Raw genomic sequence first — 18,380 nt, 5'->3', positions numbered from 1 at the left:
GCGCGGACCGCGCATGTAACGTGAAGTGCGATCGATTCTAGGAAGCCGTTTTTTTTGTCACAATGATCGAATTTCGAACCTTTCTTTGCCGAAAAGGCAAAGCGGTGCGGCCGGATGCGGCGCGGAGACAGAACGATGGCGGCTTTCCTGCATGGCCTGGCGTTGCGGTATTTCGTCGAAGTGGCGCGCACCGGCTCGATCAGCGACGCGTCCGCGCGGCTGCACGTGGCCGTGTCGGCGATCAGCCGGCAGATCGCGAAGCTCGAGAGCGAGCTCGGCGCGCCGCTCTTCGAGCGGCGGCCGCGCGGGATGGCGCTGTCGGAGGCCGGCGAGCGGCTGCTGGCGTTCGCGCAGCGCAGCCTGCTGGAAGCCGAGCACGTGATGAAGGACATCGGCGGCCTCGACGCGCTGCACGGCAGCCTGCTGAAGATCGCGTGTTCCGAAGGGTTCGCGATCGATTTTCTGCCCGGCGCGCTCGCAAGCTTCAAGGCGCGCCACCCGGGCGTCGATTTCACCATGTGGGTCGTGTCGCCGGCGGAAGCGACGCGGCGCGTGCGCGACGGCGATGCGGACATCGCGCTGACGTTCAGTCTTGCACCGGAGAAGGGCGTGCGCGTCGAGCATACCGAGCGCGCGCCGGTCTTCGCGCTGGTGCGGCACGATCATCCGCTCGCGACGCGCGACGCGGTGTCGCTCGCCGATGTCGCGCGGCACGCGCATGTGCTGCCCGAGGCCGGCACGACGGTGCGCCAGCTGATCGACATTGCGTGCGCGCTCGACGGGCTGCTGCTCGAGCCCGAACTGACGAGCAACAACACGGCGGCGATGTACGGGGCTACGCGCGGCGCACGGGGGCGGTGATGTTCACGGGGCTGCTGTCGGTACGCGACCGTTTCGATGCGGACGGTTTCGTCGTCGTGCCCGTGACGAACCCGCAGCTGCGCGAGCGCAGCATCCAGGTGCAGACGATGGCGGGGCGCGATCTGCCCGCGTCGGTACGTGCGTTCCGCGACCACCTCGTCGACGCGATGCGGGTTGCATCGACGCCGCCGACGGCCGAGCGCGGCCCGAGACGCCGGCCGTGAGATAATCGTCAATCCGCCTTCCGTGCCCATGCGGCTCTTCGAGCCGCATCGCCCCTGTTCGACGCCAAATTGAAGAACCTGATTGTCACCCTCGATCGCGCCGGCGAGTTCGACGAGATCATCGACGTGCGCACGCCGCTCGAGTTCGCCGAGGATCATATCCCCGGCGCGCTGAACGCGCCCGTGCTCAGCAACGAGGAGCGCGTGCTCGTCGGCACGATGTACCGCCAGGTATCGCCGTACGAGGCGACGCGCGTCGGGGCGGCGATGGTCGCGCGCAACATCGCGCGCCATCTCGACACGACGTTCGCCGACCGGCCGCGCAACTGGCGGCCGCTGATCTACTGCTGGCGCGGCGGCAAGCGCTCGGGCTCGATGACGACCTGGTTCAACCTGATCGGCTGGAAGGCGCGCCAGCTCGACGGCGGGTACAAGTCGTACCGCCAGTCGGTGTGCGCGACGCTCGATTCGCTGCCGACGCGCTTTCGCTACATCGCGCTCGTCGGCCATACCGGCTGCGGCAAGACGCGCCTGCTGAACGCATTGCGCGACGTAGGCGCACAGACGCTCGATCTCGAGGCGCTCGCGTGCCATCGCGGCTCGCTGCTCGGCGCGCTGCCGGGCAAGCCGCAGCCCGCGCAGAAGGGGTTCGATTCGGGGCTCGTCGAAACGCTTGCACGTTTCGACCCCGAATGGCCGGTGTTCGTCGAATCGGAAAGCCGCAGGATCGGGCTCGTGCAGTTGCCGATCGCGCTGATCGAAGCGTTTCATGCCGGCCCGTGGGTACATGTCGAGGCGGCGCACGACGAACGGATCGCGTTCCTTCTCGACGATTACGCGCACCTGTTCGACGAACCGGACGCGTTCAAGGCGCAACTTCATCGGCTGATCGGCCTGCATAGCCGTGAACAGGTGACGCACTGGAAGGCATTGATCGATGCGAACGCGCGCGCCGAACTGTTCACCGAACTGATCGACAGGCATTACGATCCCGCCTACGCACGAACCTACCGCGCGGTCTACAACAAGCCGAACCGGGCGCTGACGTTCACGTTCCGGCCCAACGCCGCCGACGTGCGCGATCAGGCGCGCACGCTGCTGGCAGAACTCGCGCGAGCCGGGTTGCCCGCATCGGCCGCGCTTGCCGCGGGCACGCAATCCAAAACCGACAAAGACCAATCGACGACTACACGATGACGACCACACGCACCCAACCCAATCCGGCGCTCGGCTGGATGACCTTCCTGTTGATCGCGGTCGCGGGACTGTTCTATGTGAAATGGTTTCCGTACTACAACAAGGCGTTCGTCGCCGCCGAGCACCATTCGATCGGCCAGTCGATCCTGATGGGCACGTCGGCGAGCGCCCCCGAGCCGTCGTTGAAGGCCGCGCTCGACTACGCCTGGGCGTACGGCAAGGCGATCTGGCAGGCGATGGTGCTCGGCCTGCTGCTCGGCTCGGCCGTGCAGGCGCTGCTGCCCGCGCACTGGGTCGCGCGCGTGCTGGGCCGGACCGGATTCGGCAGCGTTGCCGCGGGCGGCCTGCTGTCGCTGCCCGGGATGATGTGCACGTGCTGCGCGGCGCCGGTCGTCGCGGGGCTGCGCGCACGCCATGCGTCGCCGGGCGGCGCGGTCGCGTTCTGGCTCGGCAACACGGTGCTGAACCCGGCCGCGCTGGTGTTCATGGGTTTCGTGCTCGGCTGGCACTGGAGCGCGCTGCGCCTCGTGCTCGGTATCGCGATGGTGTTCGGGATCGGCTATCTGCTGAACCGCATCGCGCGGCCTGAAGACCGCAGCATCGACGATGCGCAGCTCGCCGCGCTGGCGGCCGAGCAGGCCGCGGCCGGCAATCCGTTCGTCCGCTGGGTGAAGCTGCTCGCGCGCATGGCCGTGCGACTCGTGCCCGAATACATCGTGCTCGTGCTGCTGCTTGGCGCCGCGCGCGCATGGCTGTTCCCGCATATCGGCCCGGACATCGGCAATCATCTCGGCTGGATCGTCGCATTCGCGGTCGCGGGCATGCTGTTCGTGATCCCGACGGCCGGCGAGGTGCCGATCATCCAGGCGATGCTGTCGCTCGGCATGGGTGTCGGCCCGGCCGCCGCGCTGCTGATGACGCTGCCGCCGATCAGCGTGCCGTCGCTCGCGATGCTCGCGCGCTCGTTCAAGCCGTACATGCTGGCGATCGTCGCGACGCTCGTTGTCGTATTCGGGATCGTGAGCGGCTTGTTCGCGCTCGCGCTCGGGTTCTGACGCGCGCAGGCCCGGTGCGATAGCCGTATTCATATTCATCCGGCGCCGCCGCTTCACCCGTGCGGTGCCCTTTACAAGAAGCAAACAGGAAAACGCATGACCCAACCGAAGATTCATCCTCGACTCGAAAAGGCGCTGACGCGCGGCGATCTCGCGATCCGCCAGGCCAATTCCGCGCGGGCGACTGCCGTGTTGAACGCACTCGGCACGATGATCATCGAGGCCTCCGCAACGATCGGCGTCGAGGCCAGCATCGACATTCCGCAGGGCGACCGCATTTACGATCCCGTCAACGGCGTGTGGCCGCAGAAGATGCTGGTGTCGTTCGACGGCCCGGTGGAGGAGGCCGACAAGGAAGAGCTGCGCTCGGTCTATCTGGTGGCCGACGATCCGGGTACGCAGTTCCGCGTCGAATGGCACCGCGCGGACGGCAAGCTCGGTCGCCAGGAAGGCGGCCCGCTCGCGACCGTCGCGTTCCTGACCGACGTCGAGATCCCGTGGAGCGACGACGACGAGTAACGTCGTCGCATCAGACCGGCGCCTGGTGCGCCGGCCGTCAGCGCATCATCCGCCGCCGGAACAGCCACGCGGACAGCACGAATCCGCCGACCGCGTAGCCGGCGAGCACCGCGACGTGCAACGCGATGTCGGTTGCCGGGCGGCCGAGCATCGCGGGCCGGATCAGTTCGACCGCGTTCGCGAGCGGCAGCGCCTGGGCGGCGTGCTGCGCGACCGGCGGCAACTGCGTGATCGGGAAGAACACGCCCGACAGCAGCAGCATCGGCGTCAGCACGAGCGTCTGATAAAACATGAAGAAATCGTAGGACGGCGCAAGCGCCGTCACGATCATCGCGACGCTGGCAAACGCGAGGCCCGCGAGCGCGATCACGGGCAGCGCCGCGAGCATCGACGGAAATCGCGCATAGCCGAGCGCACCCGCGACCAGCATGATCGCAACCCCCGACAGCATCGCCTTGCTGGCCCCCCAGACGATCTCGCCGAGCACGATGTCGCCGAGCGCGAGCGGCGTATGCATGATCGCTTCCCAGGTACGCTGCACGTGCATCCGCGAGAAACCCGAATACATCGACTCGAAGCTCGCGGACATCATCACGCTCGACCCGACCGTGCCGGCCGCGAGGAACGCGATATACGACACCCCGTCGACGTGGCCGAGCATCAGGCCGAGCCCGAAACCCAGCCCGAACAGATAGATCATCGGATCGGCAAGATTGCCGAACATCGATGCGAGCGCGAGCTTGCGCCAGACGAGATAGTTGCGGCGCCAGACGGCAATCCAGTTGGTGGCGTTCGCGGGCATCGCGATCGCGAAGCGTGATTCGCGCGAAGGCGCGGACGGTGTGGCGGCGGAATAGTTGCGCACGTCCATGATCGATCAGTCCTAGTCCTGCATTTCGCGGCCCGTGAGCCGCAGGAATACATCTTCCAGATTGGCCGGGCGGTGCAGATAGCGCAACCCCGTGCGACCCTTGAGTCTCGCGCTGAGCGGCTCCGCGTCGCTCACATAGCAGAACAGCGTCTCGCCGCTGATCTCGGTGCGCTTCGCGAATGCCGACAACTCGTCGCGCAGCGCGGCCGGATCCGGCCCGTAGATCTCGATCACGTCGCAGCCGATCTCCGATTCGATCAGCGCGTGCGGCGCGCCCTCGGCGATCTTGCGGCCTTCCTCGATCACGCATAGCCGGTCGCACAGGCGTTCGGCTTCTTCCATGAAGTGCGTCGTGATCAGGATCGTCTTGCCGCGCGCGAGCAGCGAGCGCAAGCGCTCCCACATCAGGTGCCGCGCTTGCGGATCGAGGCCCGTCGTCGGTTCGTCGAGCACCAGCACGTCGGGATCGTTGACGAGCGCGCGGGCGAGCGTGAGGCGACGCCGCATGCCGCCCGACAGTTCACCGACCTTCGCCTCGGCCTTGCTCTCGAGCTTCGCGAATTCGAGCAGTGGCGGTACGAGTGCGCGCGCGGCTTGCGCCGATATCCCGAAATAGCGGCTGAACACGAGCAGATTCTCGCGGACGGTGAAGTCGGGGTCGAGATTGTCGAACTGCGGGACGACACCGACGCGCTGGCGTGCATGCCGCGCACGCGACGGAACCGGTTCGCCGCACAGGGAAATGGTGCCGGCATCGGGATGCGCGAGGCCGAGCAGCATCTTCAGCGTGGTGGTCTTGCCGGCGCCGTTCGGGCCGAGCAGGCCGTAGCATTCGCCGGCCTGCACGTTGAAGGACAGGCCGTTGACGACGAGCTTGTCGCCATAGCGTTTTTCGACGTTGCGGAAATCGATCGGTGCGACGGACATGGGCATGTTGTCGTTGTAAGCGGGCGCGCGTGGCTATCCGATGCGTGGCCGGCAAGCGAACGGATCGCGCGAATGCGTGTCACACGGGCATGACCGAAGCGCGCGACGCCGGCGTGGCGATGGCCCGCTGGAGTACGAACGGGCCATTCTAGTGCATCGGCTGCGTCTCTTCAGGGCATGCCTGCACGGTGCGATGCATGCGGGCACCGATCGTGCACTGCATCATCGCGCACGCGCCGAGCGGGGCGAATCAGCGTTTTCCATCCCTTGCATCCTGAATTGCGGCGCACCATGATGAATGCGTAGGCTCGTTGTCGCGATAGGGAGGTTTCATGGCCAGTTACAACAAGATTTTGCTGTGTTACGACGGCACGCTCGAAGGGCGCAAGGCACTGCGCTGCGGTGCCAATCTCGCAATGGACCTGAAGGCGGAGACGCACTTGCTGTCGGTTGTCGACATGCGTTCGAGCATTGCGCAAAGCGCAGGTCTGCTGACGGACGTCGCGTGCGGCCGGTTCGAGGAAACCGCGCGGGAAATCCTGCAGGAAGGCGTGAACTGGCTGCGTGAGCGCGGCGTGCAGGCCGAAGGCCATTTCGCATTCGGTTATCCGATCGACGAAATCGCGAATCTCGCGACGGAACTGAAGGTCGATCTCGTCGTCGTCGGCCACCGGTGCCGCAGCGGGCTGTCGAGATGGTGGATGGGGTCGGGCAATACGCAGCTGCTCGATCGCGTGAACTGCAGCATCCTGGTGGCGTGTTCGTCCGCGCAGGAGCAGAAGGAAGAAATCGCGCGCGAGCGTGAAGCGGCCATCGCGAACGGCAAATGATCGAATGATGCGATGACGGCCCGACCGGCGCTGCGAGCCGGTCGGGCGCCGCTGCATCAGCGGTGCGGGTACCGCGCAGCCTGCTACGCGTGCAGGTCGATCGCGGACAATTTCCACGAGAACAGGCCGAAGCGGTGGAATATCGCCGCATAGCGCGTGCCGTCGGCGGTGCGCTGGTACGTGACGACGAATTCATCGATATTCCGGTATCCCGCGCTGGTTTGCTGCTGATGCGGCGGATGCGTTGCATCGCCCGCGCTGGCCGGCGCGGCAGACGTGGATGCGGGTGATGACGCAGCCGTTGCGGCCGCGTTGCTGACGGGGCCGGCGGCGCTCGCCGGCGCCGGACGGGCGGGCGTGTCGGCTGACGCATCGACTTGCGGCTGATTCGACCATTCGGGCGGACGCTCGCCCGGATTGCCGCGCGGCGGCAATCCGCTCATCAGCGCGGCCACGCCCTCCGGCGTCGCGTACGCATCGACCAGCGGGCCGATCAGTGCGGACCCGATCAGCGCGCCGATCACCGCGAACGGATTGTTCTTCTTCACCGCGTCGATCCGGCGCATCAACTCTTCAGTCACCTGCTGCTTCAGGCTGATGCGCAGCGACGGAAAATCGACGTATTCGCTGATGGCCTGCGCGTCGCGCGCGTCGATCGCCGATTTCAGGCGACCGAGCGCGACGTACGGCGACGCGTACGCGTAGCCGACCGCCGCCACGACGGCGACGGCCAGCACGACGATCAGCAGGGGCTTGAGCCGCCATGCGCGGCCCGACGATCCAGTCACGTTGCCTCCGGTGCGGGGATGTTCCGCAATCAGAGACCACCCGGCGTAGCCGATCGTTCCTCCGCGATGCAGCGGTCGATCATCCGGCATACGGCGTCGATCGTGCCGACCATGATCAGCCGCGAACGGCCGTGATAGACGCGCACCGGCGCCCGGCGCGCGGGTTCCGCATGATTCAGGCCGGCGTTCAGCGATACCCGCGCGAACGCGGGGAGCGCCGACGGCAGCAGGGACGCCTGCCGTTCGACTGCGACTTCTTCTTGCACGGGCGCGGCCGCGGACAGCGGTGCGCAGGGCGTGCGGCCGCGCAGATGACGCAGGCGGCCGAATTGACGGAAAGGCAGCAGACGGGCAAGGCGTTCCATGATGTTCTCCTCAGCGAGACGGAATGTCAGAGTTCGCCTGATCGGATCAGTCCGACGGCGATGCCTTCCAGCGCGAACTCCGCGCTGCCGGCCTTGACGAAGATGTTTTCGTAATCCGGGTTCTCCGCGATCAGCTCGAGACCGCCAGGCCGGCGCATCAGGCGCTTGACCGTGACGTCGTCGCCGAGACGCGCGACGATGATCTGGCCGTCCTTTGCCTCCGTGCGCTTCTGCACGGCGAGGAGGTCGCCGTCGAGAATGCCGGCGTCGCGCATCGACAGGCCGCGCACCTTCAGCAGGTAGTCGGGCTTGCTCGTGAACAGCGCGGGATCGCACGCGTAGTGCTGCGAGATGTGCTCCTGCGCGAGGATCGGGCTACCGGCCGCGACGCGGCCGACGAGCGGCAGCGACAGCTGCATCAGGCCGGCGTGCGGCAGCGTGAACTGATGCGGGGCGTCGTCGATGCCGAGCAGGCGGATGCCGCGCGACGCGCCGGCGGCCAGCTCGATCACGCCCTTGCGCGCCAGCGCGCGCAGGTGCTCCTCGGCCGCATTCGGCGAACTGAAGCCCAACTCGGCCGCGATCTCGGCACGGGTGGGCGGGAATCCGGAGCGCTCGATCGCGCGACGGATCAAGTCGAACACTTGCTGCTGACGGGCGGTGAGTTTGGTCATGGCTCAACTGTATGGATAGACAGTGAGCTGTATTTTTATACAGTACTTCGCGAATTTCAAGTGTTACGTGAGGTTCGACGCGATCGCGCCGGTTCCGGCGTGATTTTGCGACGCCCCGACGGCGGTTTATCTGCCGCAACCGTCCGTCCCGTCTGCGTTAGCACTTTTGAGTATTAAAAAATGAGGAACGATTATTTTTAATCATGTAACCCGTTCGCTAGACTGGCCCGACATCGCAATACCGACAACACTGGAGAACCAAGGATGGCGAAGCGCAATACGGGGCTGGTGGGCGGAGTGGGCCGCCTGATCGCAACACTCGCGCTGGGCGCGGCGGCGGCGCTGGGCGTCGCGACGCATGCCCGGGCCGATACGACGTTCCTGAACGTGTCGTACGACCCGACGCGCGAGCTGTATCAGGACTTCAACCAGGCGTTCGGCAAGGAGTGGAAGGCGAAGACGGGCGAGACCGTCAACTTCAAGCAGTCGCACGGCGGGTCGGGCGCGCAGGCGCGCTCGGTGCTCGACGGCCTGCAGGCCGACGTCGTCACGCTGGCGCTCGCGTACGACATCGACGCGCTCGCGAACAAGGGGCTCGTGAACAAGGACTGGCAGAAGCGCCTGCCCGACAACGCGTCGCCGTACACGTCGACGATCGTGTTCCTGGTGCGCAAGGGCAATCCGAAGGGGATCAAGGACTGGGACGACCTGACCAAGCCGGGCATCTCGATCGTCACGCCGAACCCGAAGACGTCGGGCGGCGCACGCTGGAACTACCTGGCGGCATGGGCGTACGCGGTGCACAAGCCGGGCGGCAACGAGCAGACGGCCAAGGAATTCGTCACGAAGCTCTACAAGAACGCCGGCGTGCTCGATTCGGGCGCGCGGGGCGCGACGACGAGCTTCGTGCAGCGCGGCATCGGCGACGTGCTGATCGCGTGGGAAAACGAGGCATTCCTGTCGGTGAAGGAATTCGGCACCGACAAGTTCGAGATCGTCGTGCCGTCGGTGAGCATCCTGGCCGAGCCGCCCGTCGCGGTGGTCGACAAGGTGGTCGACAAGAAGGGCACGCGCAAGCTGGCCGAAGCGTACCTGAACTTCCTGTACAGCCCGCAGGGCCAGGAGATCGCGGCGCGCAACTACTACCGGCCGCGTTCGAAGAACGTGCCGGCGGAACTGACGAAGCAGTTCCCGAAGCTGAAGCTGTACACGGTCGACGACACGTTCGGCGGCTGGACGAATGCGCAGAAGACGCATTTCGCGGACGGCGGCGTGTTCGACTCGATCTACAAGCCGCAGTAACGCCATAACGACAGCGGCGCGCCACGCAGCGCGCCGCCTCCCCGACGGCCCGCCGGCGCGATTCACTGCGCCGGCGTTTGCGTCGGACCCGTGAGCAGCATCGACCCAGCAAGAGCATCCGATGACGACGTACACCTTTCGCAAGCCGAGCGCGCTGCCCGGTTTCGGCGTGACACTCGGCATCACGGTGGCCTATTTGAGCCTCGTGGTGCTGATCCCGCTCGCCGCCACGTTCCTGAAGACCGCGACGCTGTCGTGGGACCAGTTCGTCACCGCCGTCACGTCGCCGCGCGTGCTCGCGTCGTACCGGCTGACGTTCTCGGCCGCGCTCGGCGGCGCGCTGATCAACGCCGTGTTCGGTTTCCTCGTCGCGTGGGTGCTCGTGCGCTACACGTTCCCGTTCAAGCGCCTCGTCGATGCGATCGTCGACCTGCCGTTCGCGCTGCCGACGTCGGTCGCCGGCATCTCGCTCGCGGCCGTCTACGCGACCAACGGCTGGGTCGGCCAGTATCTCGCGCCGCTCGGCATCAAGATCGCGTTCACGCCGGCCGGCGTGCTGGTCGCGCTGACCTTCATCGGGCTGCCGTTCGTCGTGCGCACCGTGCAGCCGGTGCTCGAGGATTTCGAGCGCGAGCAGGAGGAAGCGGCCGCATGCCTCGGCGCGTCGCGCTGGCTCACGTTCCGCCGCGTCGTGCTGCCGGCCGTGCTGCCGGCGCTCCTCACCGGCTTCGCGCTCGCGTTCGCGCGTGCGCTCGGCGAATACGGCTCGGTGATCTTCATCGCCGGCAACGTGCCGATGAAATCCGAGATCACGTCGCTGCTGATCATCACGAAGCTCGAGCAGTACGACTACGCGGGCGCGACCGCGCTGGCGGTCGTGATGCTGGTCGTGTCGTTCCTGATGCTGCTGCTGATCAACACGCTGCAGTGGTATCTGCAGCGGCGGACGAGCAAGGGCGCAAGCGGCCCCGCGCCCGCCACCGTCGCGGCAGGAGGCCAGCAATGAGCCAGGAGGCCACCGTCGTGCTGAAAACCCCGTCGCCGGCCGTGCGCGCCACGAAACGGCTCGATCCCGTCAGCGAGTCGCGCGTCGTGCGCTGGCTGCTCACGGGCATCGCGCTGGCGTTCCTCGCGTTCTTCCTCGTCGTGCCGCTCGCCGCGGTGTTCGTCGAGGCGCTGCGCAAGGGCGTCGGCTTCTATCTCGAATCGCTGGCCGATCCCGACGCGTGGTCGGCGATCAAGCTGACGCTGACCGTCGCCGTGATCGCCGTGCCGCTGAACCTCGTGTTCGGCGTGTGCGCGTCGTGGGCGATCGCGAAGTTCGAATTCCGCGGCAAGGCGTTGCTGACGACGCTGATCGACCTGCCGTTCTCGGTGTCGCCGGTGATCTCGGGCCTCGTGTACGTGCTGCTGTTCGGCGCGCAGGGCTGGCTCGGGCCGTGGCTGCAGAACCACGACGTGCAGATCATCTTCGCGGTGCCGGGCATCGTGCTCGCGACGATCTTCGTCACGTTCCCGTTCGTCGCGCGCGAGCTGATCCCGCTGATGCAGGCGCAAGGCACCGACGAGGAGGAGGCCGCGCGCGTGCTCGGCGCGTCGGGCTGGCAGATCTTCCGCCGCGTGACGCTGCCGAACGTGAAGTGGGGCCTGCTGTACGGCGTGATCCTGTGCAATGCGCGCGCGATGGGCGAGTTCGGTGCGGTGTCGGTCGTGTCGGGCCATATCCGCGGCCAGACCGACACGATGCCGCTGCACGTCGAGATCCTGTACAACGAATACAACTTCGCGGCGGCGTTCGCGGTGGCGTCGGTGCTCGCGCTGCTCGCGCTCGTCACGCTCGCGCTGAAGCTGATCGCCGAGCGTCATCTCGCCGCCGAACTGGCCGGCGCGAGCGACACCGCGCCCGCACATGCCGGCCCCGCCGCCGTTTCGTCGAAATCGTAAAGAGGCAACCAGAATGGGTATCACCGTCCGTAACCTTCAGAAGCGCTTCGGCGATTTCACGGCGCTCGACAACGTCTCGCTCGACTTTCCGCCGGGCGAGCTGGTCGCGCTGCTCGGGCCGTCCGGCTGCGGCAAGACCACGCTGCTGCGCGTGATCGCGGGCCTCGAGCACGCGGACGCCGGCCAGGTCGTGCTGCAGGGGCTCGACGTCGCGTCGGTCGGCGCGCGCGACCGCCAGGTCGGCTTCGTGTTCCAGCACTACGCGCTGTTCCGCCACATGACCGTATTCGAGAACGTCGCGTTCGGGCTGCGCGTGAAGCCGCGCCGCGAGCGGCCGTCGGAAGCCGTGATCCGCGAGAAGGTGCACGAGTTGCTGAAACTGGTGCAGCTCGACTGGCTCGCGCAGCGCTATCCGTCCGAACTGTCCGGCGGCCAGCGCCAGCGTATCGCGCTCGCCCGCGCGCTCGCGGTCGAGCCGAAGGTGCTGCTGCTCGACGAGCCGTTCGGCGCGCTCGACGCGAAGGTCCGCAAGGAGCTGCGCGGCTGGCTGCGCCGGCTGCACGACGACCTGCACATCTCGACGATCTTCGTCACGCACGACCAGGAGGAGGCGCTGGAAGTCGCGGACCGCATCGTCGTGCTGAATCGCGGCCACGTCGAGCAGGTCGGCAGCCCGCAGGACGTCTACGATCATCCGCAAAGCGCGTTCGTGTACGAGTTCCTCGGCGCGGCGAACCGGCTGCCGGGCACGGTGGCCGGGCGCGGCTTCGTGGCCGAGGGCGCGGCCGCGCCGATCGAGGTCGACGCCGATTTCGCCGGCCCCGCGAATGCCTACGTGCGACCGCACGACCTGCAGCTGTGGCCGGCGGGCGAAGGGCACCGGGACGGCATCGCGGTGGACGTGCGCCGCGTGATCCCGCTCGGCGGTTCGGTGCGCGTGGAGCTCGAGGCGCGCGCGGGCGGCGCGCTCGAGGCGGAACTGGATCGCGATGCATGGCGTGCGCTGTCGCTGCAGGTCGGCGACGGTGCGACGGCCGTGCCGCGCGCGGTGCGTGTCTTTCCCACGCGTTGACGAGACAATACAGGGCAGGGGGCGGGACATGCTCCGAATCGACAATCAAACAACGACAGCCTAAGAGGCATACCCATGAATTTTCAGCAATTGCGGTTCGTGCGCGAAGCGGTGCGCCAGAACATGAACCTGACGGAAGTCGCGAACGTGCTGTATACGTCGCAGTCGGGCGTGTCGAAGCAGATCAAGGATCTCGAGGATGAACTGGGCGTCGACATCTTCATTCGGCGCGGCAAACGGCTGACGGGGCTCACGGAGCCCGGCAAGGCGGTGCACCAGCTGATCGAGCGGATGCTGCTCGACGCCGAGAACCTGCGCCGCGTCGCGCGCCAGTTCGCCGACCAGGACAGCGGCCACCTCGTCGTCGCGACGACGCACACGCAGGCGCGCTACGCGCTGCCGAAGGTGATCCGGCAGTTCACCGAGGTGTTCCCGAAGGTGCATCTGGCGTTGCGCCAGGGCAGCCCGCAGCAGATCGCGCAGATGATCCTGAACGGCGAAGCCGATCTCGGCATCTCGACCGAGGCGCTCGACCGCTATCCGGACATCGTGACGTTCCCGTGCTATTCGTGGCATCACACGGTCGTCGTGCCGAAGGGGCATCCACTCGTCGGCCGCGAGAACCTGACGCTCGAGGAAATCGCCGAGTATCCGATCATCACGTACGACCAGGACTTCACGGGCCGTTCGCACATCGACCAGGCTTTCGCGCAGGCGGGCGCCGTGCCGGACGTCGTGCTGACCGCGATCGACGCGGACGTGATCAAGACCTACGTCGAACTCGGGATGGGGATCGGCGTCGTCGCCGCGATGGCCTATGATCCGCAGCGCGACACCGGGCTCGTCGCGCTCGATACGCAGCACCTGTTCGAGGCGAGCACGACGCGCGTCGGGCTGCGCAAGGGCGCGTTCCTGCGCGCCTATGCGTATCGGCTGATCGAGATGTTCGCGCCGCACCTGAACGAAGCGGAAATCGCGGGGCTGTTGCGCGAAGCCGTTTGACGGTTGCGCGCCTCGCGCGCCGTGCGCGCACGGCACCGAACATCCGGCGGCGGCGAAATGGCCGCCGGCGCGATGACCTGATTCATCGAACCATCGGCTGTGCCCGCCGCTCCCGGCCGGGCCCTTCGCCGGATGCGGCGTTCAGCATGCGTTCTCCTGCCGACAGAACAACCAGAAACGGCACGGGCGAACGCGTCGATCCGGTTTCGGCCTCCCGGCCGGGCCATGATTCGGAAGATATGATTCAATGCGCGTGCATGGTCTGATGGCGGGCGTTCACGCCGCACGACGAAGGGGCGAGCAATGAATCCGACATGGTTTCTCTTTTCCTTCAAAGGCCGGACCGAGCGCCTGCCGTGGTGGATCTACTCGCTGGTTTCCGGGTTGATCGGCGCGTTCCTCGATGCCGGTTCGCGCGGCTCACCGGACGACGATCTGCCGCTGGCAGTGGTGCTCGTCGCCGGCGCGATCGCCGTCGTGGCAACGTGGTCGTGGCTGGCGGTTACCGTGAAGCGGCTGCACGACATCGACAAGTCGGGATGGTGGGTGCTGCTGCTCGTCGTGCCGATCGTCGGTGCGATCGCGTTGTTCGTGATGAACGGTTTCATCGCCGGTACGCCGCATGCGAACCGCTTCGGCGAGCCGCCGTCGGTCGATGAAGCGACGCCTGCGCCGCAGGACCCTGCGTGATGCGCGGCAAGCCGCGACTGTCGCATTTGCGCGTCGTGCAGCCCGATCGCACACTCCGAATAAACCCTTAAATATTGATCAGACAGGTTGCGCGGCGAAGCGAATCGGTACAGCATAGCCTTCACTCCGCCGGCGTCCCGCCGGCGGTGGCGCGTCAACGACAGCACGCGCCAGGCAGTCGGCCGTCTGCCTCGCTTCCATTCCGTGGTACCGATAGCAGCATTGATGGCCATTGCCCGGGTAGTGTGGCGCAAACGTTTGCTCACATTAAAACAACAGTCCGGCCCGACGGGCCAGTCGCCAGGAGATGTGTATGAATGTCCGCTTTCGCCGTCGCTTCCTGACCGCCGCGCTCGCCGCCGTCGCGGTCGCCGCCGCCCCGGCCGTCCACGCGCAGTCCGCGGCCAAGCCGAAGGTCGCGCTCGTGATGAAGTCGCTCGCCAACGAGTTCTTCCTGACCATGGAAACCGGCGCGAAGGATTACCAGAAGCACAACGCGAATCAGTTCGACCTGATCACCAACGGCATCAAGGACGAGACCGACACCGCGAACCAGATCCGCATCGTCGAGCAGATGATCGTGTCGAAGGTCGATGCGATCGTACTCGCGCCGGCCGATTCGAAGGCACTCGTGCCGGTCGTGAAGAAAGCCGTCGATGCGGGCATCGTCGTCGTGAACATCGACAACCGGCTCGATCCCGACGTGCTGAAGTCGAAGAACCTGAACGTGCCGTTCGTCGGCCCGGACAACCGCAAGGGGGCGCGCAAGATCGGCGACTACCTCGCGAAGCGGCTGAAGGCGGGCGACCAGGTCGGCATCGTCGAAGGCGTGTCGACGACGACCAACGCGCAGCAGCGCACGGCCGGCTTCCAGGACGCGATGAAGGCGGGCGGGATGAAGGTGGTGTCCGTGCAGTCGGGCGAATGGGAAATCGACAAGGGCAATGCGGTGGCTGCCGCGATGCTCAACGAATACCCGAACCTGAAGGCGCTGCTGTGCGGCAACGACAACATGGCGATCGGCGCCGTGTCGGCCGTGCGCGCGGCCGGCAAGCAGGGCAAGGTGCTCGTGGTCGGCTACGACAACATCAACGCGATCAAGCCGATGCTGAAGGACGGCCGCGTGCTCGCGACCGCCGACCAGTACGCGGCGAAGCAGGCCGTATTCGGCATCGACACGGCGCTGAAGGCGATCGCCGAGCATCGCAAGCAGGCCGACATGTCCGGCGTGGTCGAGACGCCGGTGGATCTCGTGACGAAGTAACGCGACTCCGGTCCGGCCGCCGCCCTCAAGAATCCGGCGTGGCGGCCGTTATCCGGAGTGAGCGCGATCACGGCCACTGCATGCACATGCACTTGTGAGCGTCATACCCGCGCGCCGCGTGCGCGCGGCCGCAATCAGGATCGCGATGGAACCGACCTTCCAACCCTCCCGTTCAGCCCAACCCGTGCTGTCCGTATCCGGCATCGGCAAGACCTATGGCGAACCCGTGCTCGCCGATGTCACGCTGACGCTCGAGGCGGGCCAGGCGCTCGCGCTGACGGGCGAGAACGGCGCCGGCAAGAGCACGCTGTCGAAGATCATCGGCGGGCTCGTCGATCCGACCACCGGCACGATGCAGCTCGGCGGCCACGCCTACGCGCCGGCGAGCCGCACGCAGGCCGAGGCGCTCGGCGTGCGCATGGTGATGCAGGAGCTGAACCTGCTGCCGACGCTGACGGTGGCCGAAAACCTGTTCCTGAACCGCCTGCCGCGGCGCTTCGGGATCATCGATCGCGCGCGGCTGCGCGAGGACGCGCGGGCCGCGATGGCGCAGGTCGGGCTCGATGCGGTCGATCCCGATACGCCGGTCGGCGCACTCGGCATCGGCCATCAGCAGATGGTCGAGATCGCGCGCAACCTGATCGGCGACTGCCGCGTGCTGATTCTCGACGAGCCGACCGCGATGCTGACCGCGCGCGAAGTCGAGCTGCTGTTCGAGCAGATCGACCGGCTGAAGGCGCGCGGCGTCGCGATCGTCTATATCTCGCACCGTCTCGAGGAGCTCGCGCGTGTCGCCGAGCGCGTCGCGGTGCTGCGCGACGGCCGGCTCGTGCACGCGGGCGACATGGCCGCGACGACGTCCGACGGGCTCGTCACGCTGATGGTCGGGCGCGAGATCGGCGAGCAGATCGATCTCGGCGAGCGCCATATCGGCGCGCCGCGGCTCGTCGTGTCGGGGCTCACGCGCGGGACGGCCGTGCGCGACGTGTCGCTCGAGGTGCGCGCGGGCGAGATCTTCGGCATTTCGGGATTGATCGGCGCGGGGCGCACCGAGTTGCTGCGGCTGATCTACGGCGCCGATACGCCGGATGCGGGGATGATCGCGGTCGGCCAGCCGCCGAAGCCGGCGAAGATCGATTCCCCCGTCGACGCGGTGAAGCTGGGCATCGCGCTGATTACCGAGGATCGCAAGGGTGAAGGGCTGCTGCTGTCGCAGTCGATCACCGCGAACGTGTCGCTCGGCCAGCTCGACCGGCTCGCGCGCGGCGGCATCGTCGATGCCGCACGCGAGACGGCGCTTGCCGAGCAGCAGATCGACGCGTTGCGGATCCGCACGCACGGTGCGGCGCAGGCGGTCGGCGAGCTGTCGGGCGGCAACCAGCAGAAGGTCGTGATCGGCCGCTGGCTCGCCCGCGACATGGGCGTGCTGCTGTTCGACGAGCCGACGCGCGGGATCGACGTCGGCGCCAAATTCGAGATTTACACGCTGATGGGCGCGCTCGCGCGCGAAGGCCGGTCGCTCGTCGTCGTGTCGAGCGACCTGCGCGAGCTGATGCTGATCTGCGACCGGATCGGCGTGATGTCGGCCGGCCGCATGACCGCCGTGTTCGAGCGCGGCAACTGGACCCAGGATGCGCTGCTGGCCGCGGCATTCGCCGGCTTCGGCCGCGAGACGCCGCCGGGCGGCGCGCAACATCCGGACGCGGGGCAGGCGCCAGGCGCCGCCCCCGGCAATTCGACGACAGGACCCCAGCAATGACCCAGCCTCCCGTATCCCCGACCGACGCAGGCGCCCAGCAGGACGTGACGGGGCGCCGCGCGCGCACGCTGTCCGGCACGCGCCTCGGCCTGTCGAACTATCTCGGGCTCGCCGGTGCGCTCGCCGCGATGATTGCGCTGTTTTCGGTGTTGAGCTCGCATTTCCTGACCTACGATACGTTCAGCACGATCGCGAACCAGATTCCCGATCTCGTCGTGATGTCGGTCGGGATGACCTTCGTGCTGATCATCGCCGGGATCGACCTGTCGGTCGGCTCGGTGCTCGCGCTCGCCGCGTCGATGGTCAGCGTCGCCGCGCTGAAATGGCAGTGGGGGCCGCTGCCGGCCGCGCTGATCGGGATCGCGGTCGCGACCGTCACGGGGGCGCTGACGGGGGCGGTCACGGTCGGCTGGCGAATTCCGTCGTTCATCGTGTCGCTCGGCGTGCTGGAGGCCGCGCGCGGCCTCGCGTACCAGCTGACGAATTCGCGGACGGCGTATATCGGCGACGCGTTCGATTTCCTGTCGAACCCGATCGCGCTCGGCATCTCGCCGGCGTTCCTGATCGCGGTCGCGGTGATGATCGCGGCCCAGTTCGTGCTCACGCGCACGGTGTTCGGGCGCTACCTCGTCGGGATCGGCACGAACGAAGAAGCCGTCCGACTTGCCGGGGTTAACCCGCGTCCGTATAAAATTCTCGTATTCGCGTTGATGGGGGCGCTCGCGGGGCTTGCGTCGCTGTTCCAGATTTCGCGGCTCGAGGCGGCCGATCCGAACGCGGGCGCGGGCCTCGAACTGCAGGTCATCGCGGCTGTCGTGATCGGCGGCACGAGCCTGATGGGCGGGCGCGGCTCGGTGATCAGCACGTTCTTCGGCGTGTTGATCATCTCCGTGCTGGCCGCGGGGCTGGCGCAGATCGGGGCGAACGAGCCGACGAAACGGATCATCACCGGCGCGGTGATCGTGGTGGCCGTCGTGCTCGATACGTATCGCAGCCGGCGGGCGCGCGCGCGGTAGAAAGACAGACAGAACAGACC

General features: G+C 67.1%; 18 protein-coding genes and 1 pseudogene. 14 read left to right on the top strand and 5 right to left on the bottom strand.

What is annotated here, in order from left to right:
• Positions 1-135: 135 nt before the first annotated feature.
• The 4 genes and pseudogenes from AC0KUR_RS19780 (at position 136) to AC0KUR_RS19765 (ending at position 3,856) form a co-directional block, all read left to right on the top strand.
• A pseudogene (locus AC0KUR_RS19780) lies at positions 136-1,085 on the top strand (LysR family transcriptional regulator).
• A 69-nt stretch (positions 1,086-1,154) separates the two neighbouring features.
• A complete protein-coding gene (gene mnmH, locus AC0KUR_RS19775; RefSeq protein ID WP_034186966.1) occupies positions 1,155-2,282 on the top strand; it encodes a tRNA 2-selenouridine(34) synthase MnmH in 1,128 nt (375 codons plus the stop codon).
• A complete protein-coding gene (locus tag AC0KUR_RS19770; protein ID WP_473376331.1) occupies positions 2,279-3,337 on the top strand; it encodes a permease in 1,059 nt (352 codons plus the stop codon). Before mnmH ends, AC0KUR_RS19770 begins: the two co-directional genes overlap by 4 nt.
• A 96-nt stretch (positions 3,338-3,433) precedes the next feature.
• Positions 3,434-3,856, top strand: coding sequence for a hypothetical protein (locus tag AC0KUR_RS19765; RefSeq protein WP_034186964.1), 423 nt, complete (start codon positions 3,434-3,436; stop codon positions 3,854-3,856).
• Between the two features lie 37 nt (positions 3,857-3,893).
• Here the strand turns inward: AC0KUR_RS19765 and AC0KUR_RS19760 are convergent, their stop codons facing one another.
• Both AC0KUR_RS19760 and nodI read right to left on the bottom strand, forming a co-directional pair.
• Entirely contained in the window at positions 3,894-4,727 is an 834-nt protein-coding gene (locus AC0KUR_RS19760; protein WP_034186963.1) for an ABC transporter permease, read from the bottom strand.
• 12 nt (positions 4,728-4,739) lie between these two features.
• Positions 4,740-5,654: a nodulation factor ABC transporter ATP-binding protein NodI gene (nodI, locus tag AC0KUR_RS19755; RefSeq protein ID WP_034186962.1), complete on the bottom strand. Its 915-nt coding sequence runs from the start codon at positions 5,652-5,654 to the stop codon at positions 4,740-4,742.
• A gap of 332 nt (positions 5,655-5,986) precedes the next feature.
• On the opposite strand from nodI, the gene AC0KUR_RS19750 reads away from it, so the two are divergent.
• The gene (locus AC0KUR_RS19750; protein ID WP_034186961.1) at positions 5,987-6,484 is read left to right on the top strand and encodes a universal stress protein; all 498 of its coding nucleotides are present in this window, start codon (positions 5,987-5,989) and stop codon (positions 6,482-6,484) included.
• Positions 6,485-6,567: 83 nt separating this feature from the next.
• Here AC0KUR_RS19750 and AC0KUR_RS19745 read toward each other — a convergent pair whose 3' ends face one another.
• From AC0KUR_RS19745 to lexA, 3 genes are read right to left on the bottom strand one after another with little or no spacing between them, the layout of a single operon-like run.
• The gene (locus AC0KUR_RS19745) at positions 6,568-7,272 is read right to left on the bottom strand and encodes a DUF2939 domain-containing protein (protein ID WP_367189557.1); all 705 of its coding nucleotides are present in this window, start codon (positions 7,270-7,272) and stop codon (positions 6,568-6,570) included.
• Positions 7,273-7,301: 29 nt separating this feature from the next.
• Complete coding sequence (locus AC0KUR_RS19740) at positions 7,302-7,637, bottom strand: hypothetical protein (RefSeq protein ID WP_006476078.1); 336 nt, start codon at positions 7,635-7,637, stop codon at positions 7,302-7,304.
• Positions 7,638-7,663: 26 nt separating this feature from the next.
• Positions 7,664-8,311 (bottom strand): transcriptional repressor LexA, encoded by a 648-nt coding sequence (lexA, locus tag AC0KUR_RS19735; RefSeq protein WP_006754655.1) that lies wholly within the window; start codon positions 8,309-8,311, stop codon positions 7,664-7,666.
• 264 nt (positions 8,312-8,575) lie between these two features.
• Here lexA and AC0KUR_RS19730 point away from each other — a divergent pair, with 264 nt between their 5' ends.
• From AC0KUR_RS19730 to AC0KUR_RS19690, 9 genes are all read left to right on the top strand, one after another.
• Positions 8,576-9,613, top strand: coding sequence for a sulfate ABC transporter substrate-binding protein (locus tag AC0KUR_RS19730; protein WP_175026918.1), 1,038 nt, complete (start codon positions 8,576-8,578; stop codon positions 9,611-9,613).
• 121 nt (positions 9,614-9,734) lie between these two features.
• On the top strand, positions 9,735-10,619 hold the full coding sequence (cysT, locus tag AC0KUR_RS19725) for a sulfate ABC transporter permease subunit CysT (protein ID WP_473376330.1): 885 nt from the start codon (positions 9,735-9,737) through the stop codon (positions 10,617-10,619).
• On the top strand, positions 10,616-11,557 hold the full coding sequence (gene cysW, locus AC0KUR_RS19720; protein ID WP_034186956.1) for a sulfate ABC transporter permease subunit CysW: 942 nt from the start codon (positions 10,616-10,618) through the stop codon (positions 11,555-11,557). The genes cysT and cysW overlap by 4 nt, the downstream gene beginning before the upstream one ends.
• A gap of 13 nt (positions 11,558-11,570) precedes the next feature.
• Positions 11,571-12,629 carry a sulfate/molybdate ABC transporter ATP-binding protein gene (locus tag AC0KUR_RS19715; protein ID WP_473376329.1) on the top strand — a complete coding sequence of 353 codons (1,059 nt, stop codon included), beginning with the start codon at positions 11,571-11,573 and terminating at the stop codon, positions 12,627-12,629.
• A 75-nt stretch (positions 12,630-12,704) separates the two neighbouring features.
• Positions 12,705-13,631, top strand: coding sequence for a CysB family HTH-type transcriptional regulator (locus AC0KUR_RS19710; protein ID WP_301742550.1), 927 nt, complete (start codon positions 12,705-12,707; stop codon positions 13,629-13,631).
• Positions 13,632-13,934: 303 nt separating this feature from the next.
• Positions 13,935-14,321: a DUF805 domain-containing protein gene (locus AC0KUR_RS19705; protein ID WP_059557770.1), complete on the top strand. Its 387-nt coding sequence runs from the start codon at positions 13,935-13,937 to the stop codon at positions 14,319-14,321.
• A gap of 313 nt (positions 14,322-14,634) precedes the next feature.
• The gene (locus AC0KUR_RS19700) at positions 14,635-15,585 is read left to right on the top strand and encodes a sugar ABC transporter substrate-binding protein (RefSeq protein ID WP_034186953.1); all 951 of its coding nucleotides are present in this window, start codon (positions 14,635-14,637) and stop codon (positions 15,583-15,585) included.
• A gap of 145 nt (positions 15,586-15,730) precedes the next feature.
• The gene (locus AC0KUR_RS19695) at positions 15,731-17,344 is read left to right on the top strand and encodes a sugar ABC transporter ATP-binding protein (RefSeq protein ID WP_473376328.1); all 1,614 of its coding nucleotides are present in this window, start codon (positions 15,731-15,733) and stop codon (positions 17,342-17,344) included.
• Entirely contained in the window at positions 17,341-18,360 is a 1,020-nt protein-coding gene (locus tag AC0KUR_RS19690; RefSeq protein WP_059557765.1) for an ABC transporter permease, read from the top strand. Before AC0KUR_RS19695 ends, AC0KUR_RS19690 begins: the two co-directional genes overlap by 4 nt.
• Positions 18,361-18,380: the final 20 nt, after the last annotated feature.

It is taken from the genome of Burkholderia sp. YHN3-13, assembly GCF_055810675.1.
This window is presented reverse-complemented; position numbering and strand designations above follow the sequence as displayed.

Excerpts from the sequence above, each read along its gene's own strand:
- AC0KUR_RS19770 (WP_473376331.1), top strand. The coding sequence starts at position 2,279 with ATGACGACCACACGCACCCAACCCAATCCGGCGCTCGGCTGGATGACC.
- AC0KUR_RS19765 (WP_034186964.1), top strand. The coding sequence starts at position 3,434 with ATGACCCAACCGAAGATTCATCCTCGACTCGAAAAGGCGCTGACGCGC.
- AC0KUR_RS19760 (WP_034186963.1), bottom strand. The coding sequence starts at position 4,727 with ATGGACGTGCGCAACTATTCCGCCGCCACACCGTCCGCGCCTTCGCGC.
- nodI (WP_034186962.1), bottom strand. The coding sequence starts at position 5,654 with ATGTCCGTCGCACCGATCGATTTCCGCAACGTCGAAAAACGCTATGGC.
- AC0KUR_RS19750 (WP_034186961.1), top strand. The coding sequence starts at position 5,987 with ATGGCCAGTTACAACAAGATTTTGCTGTGTTACGACGGCACGCTCGAA.
- AC0KUR_RS19740 (WP_006476078.1), bottom strand. The coding sequence starts at position 7,637 with ATGGAACGCCTTGCCCGTCTGCTGCCTTTCCGTCAATTCGGCCGCCTG.
- lexA (WP_006754655.1), bottom strand. The coding sequence starts at position 8,311 with ATGACCAAACTCACCGCCCGTCAGCAGCAAGTGTTCGACTTGATCCGT.
- AC0KUR_RS19730 (WP_175026918.1), top strand. The coding sequence starts at position 8,576 with ATGGCGAAGCGCAATACGGGGCTGGTGGGCGGAGTGGGCCGCCTGATC.
- cysT (WP_473376330.1), top strand. The coding sequence starts at position 9,735 with ATGACGACGTACACCTTTCGCAAGCCGAGCGCGCTGCCCGGTTTCGGC.
- cysW (WP_034186956.1), top strand. The coding sequence starts at position 10,616 with ATGAGCCAGGAGGCCACCGTCGTGCTGAAAACCCCGTCGCCGGCCGTG.
- AC0KUR_RS19715 (WP_473376329.1), top strand. The coding sequence starts at position 11,571 with ATGGGTATCACCGTCCGTAACCTTCAGAAGCGCTTCGGCGATTTCACG.
- AC0KUR_RS19710 (WP_301742550.1), top strand. The coding sequence starts at position 12,705 with ATGAATTTTCAGCAATTGCGGTTCGTGCGCGAAGCGGTGCGCCAGAAC.
- AC0KUR_RS19705 (WP_059557770.1), top strand. The coding sequence starts at position 13,935 with ATGAATCCGACATGGTTTCTCTTTTCCTTCAAAGGCCGGACCGAGCGC.
- AC0KUR_RS19700 (WP_034186953.1), top strand. The coding sequence starts at position 14,635 with ATGAATGTCCGCTTTCGCCGTCGCTTCCTGACCGCCGCGCTCGCCGCC.
- AC0KUR_RS19695 (WP_473376328.1), top strand. The coding sequence starts at position 15,731 with ATGGAACCGACCTTCCAACCCTCCCGTTCAGCCCAACCCGTGCTGTCC.
- AC0KUR_RS19690 (WP_059557765.1), top strand. The coding sequence starts at position 17,341 with ATGACCCAGCCTCCCGTATCCCCGACCGACGCAGGCGCCCAGCAGGAC.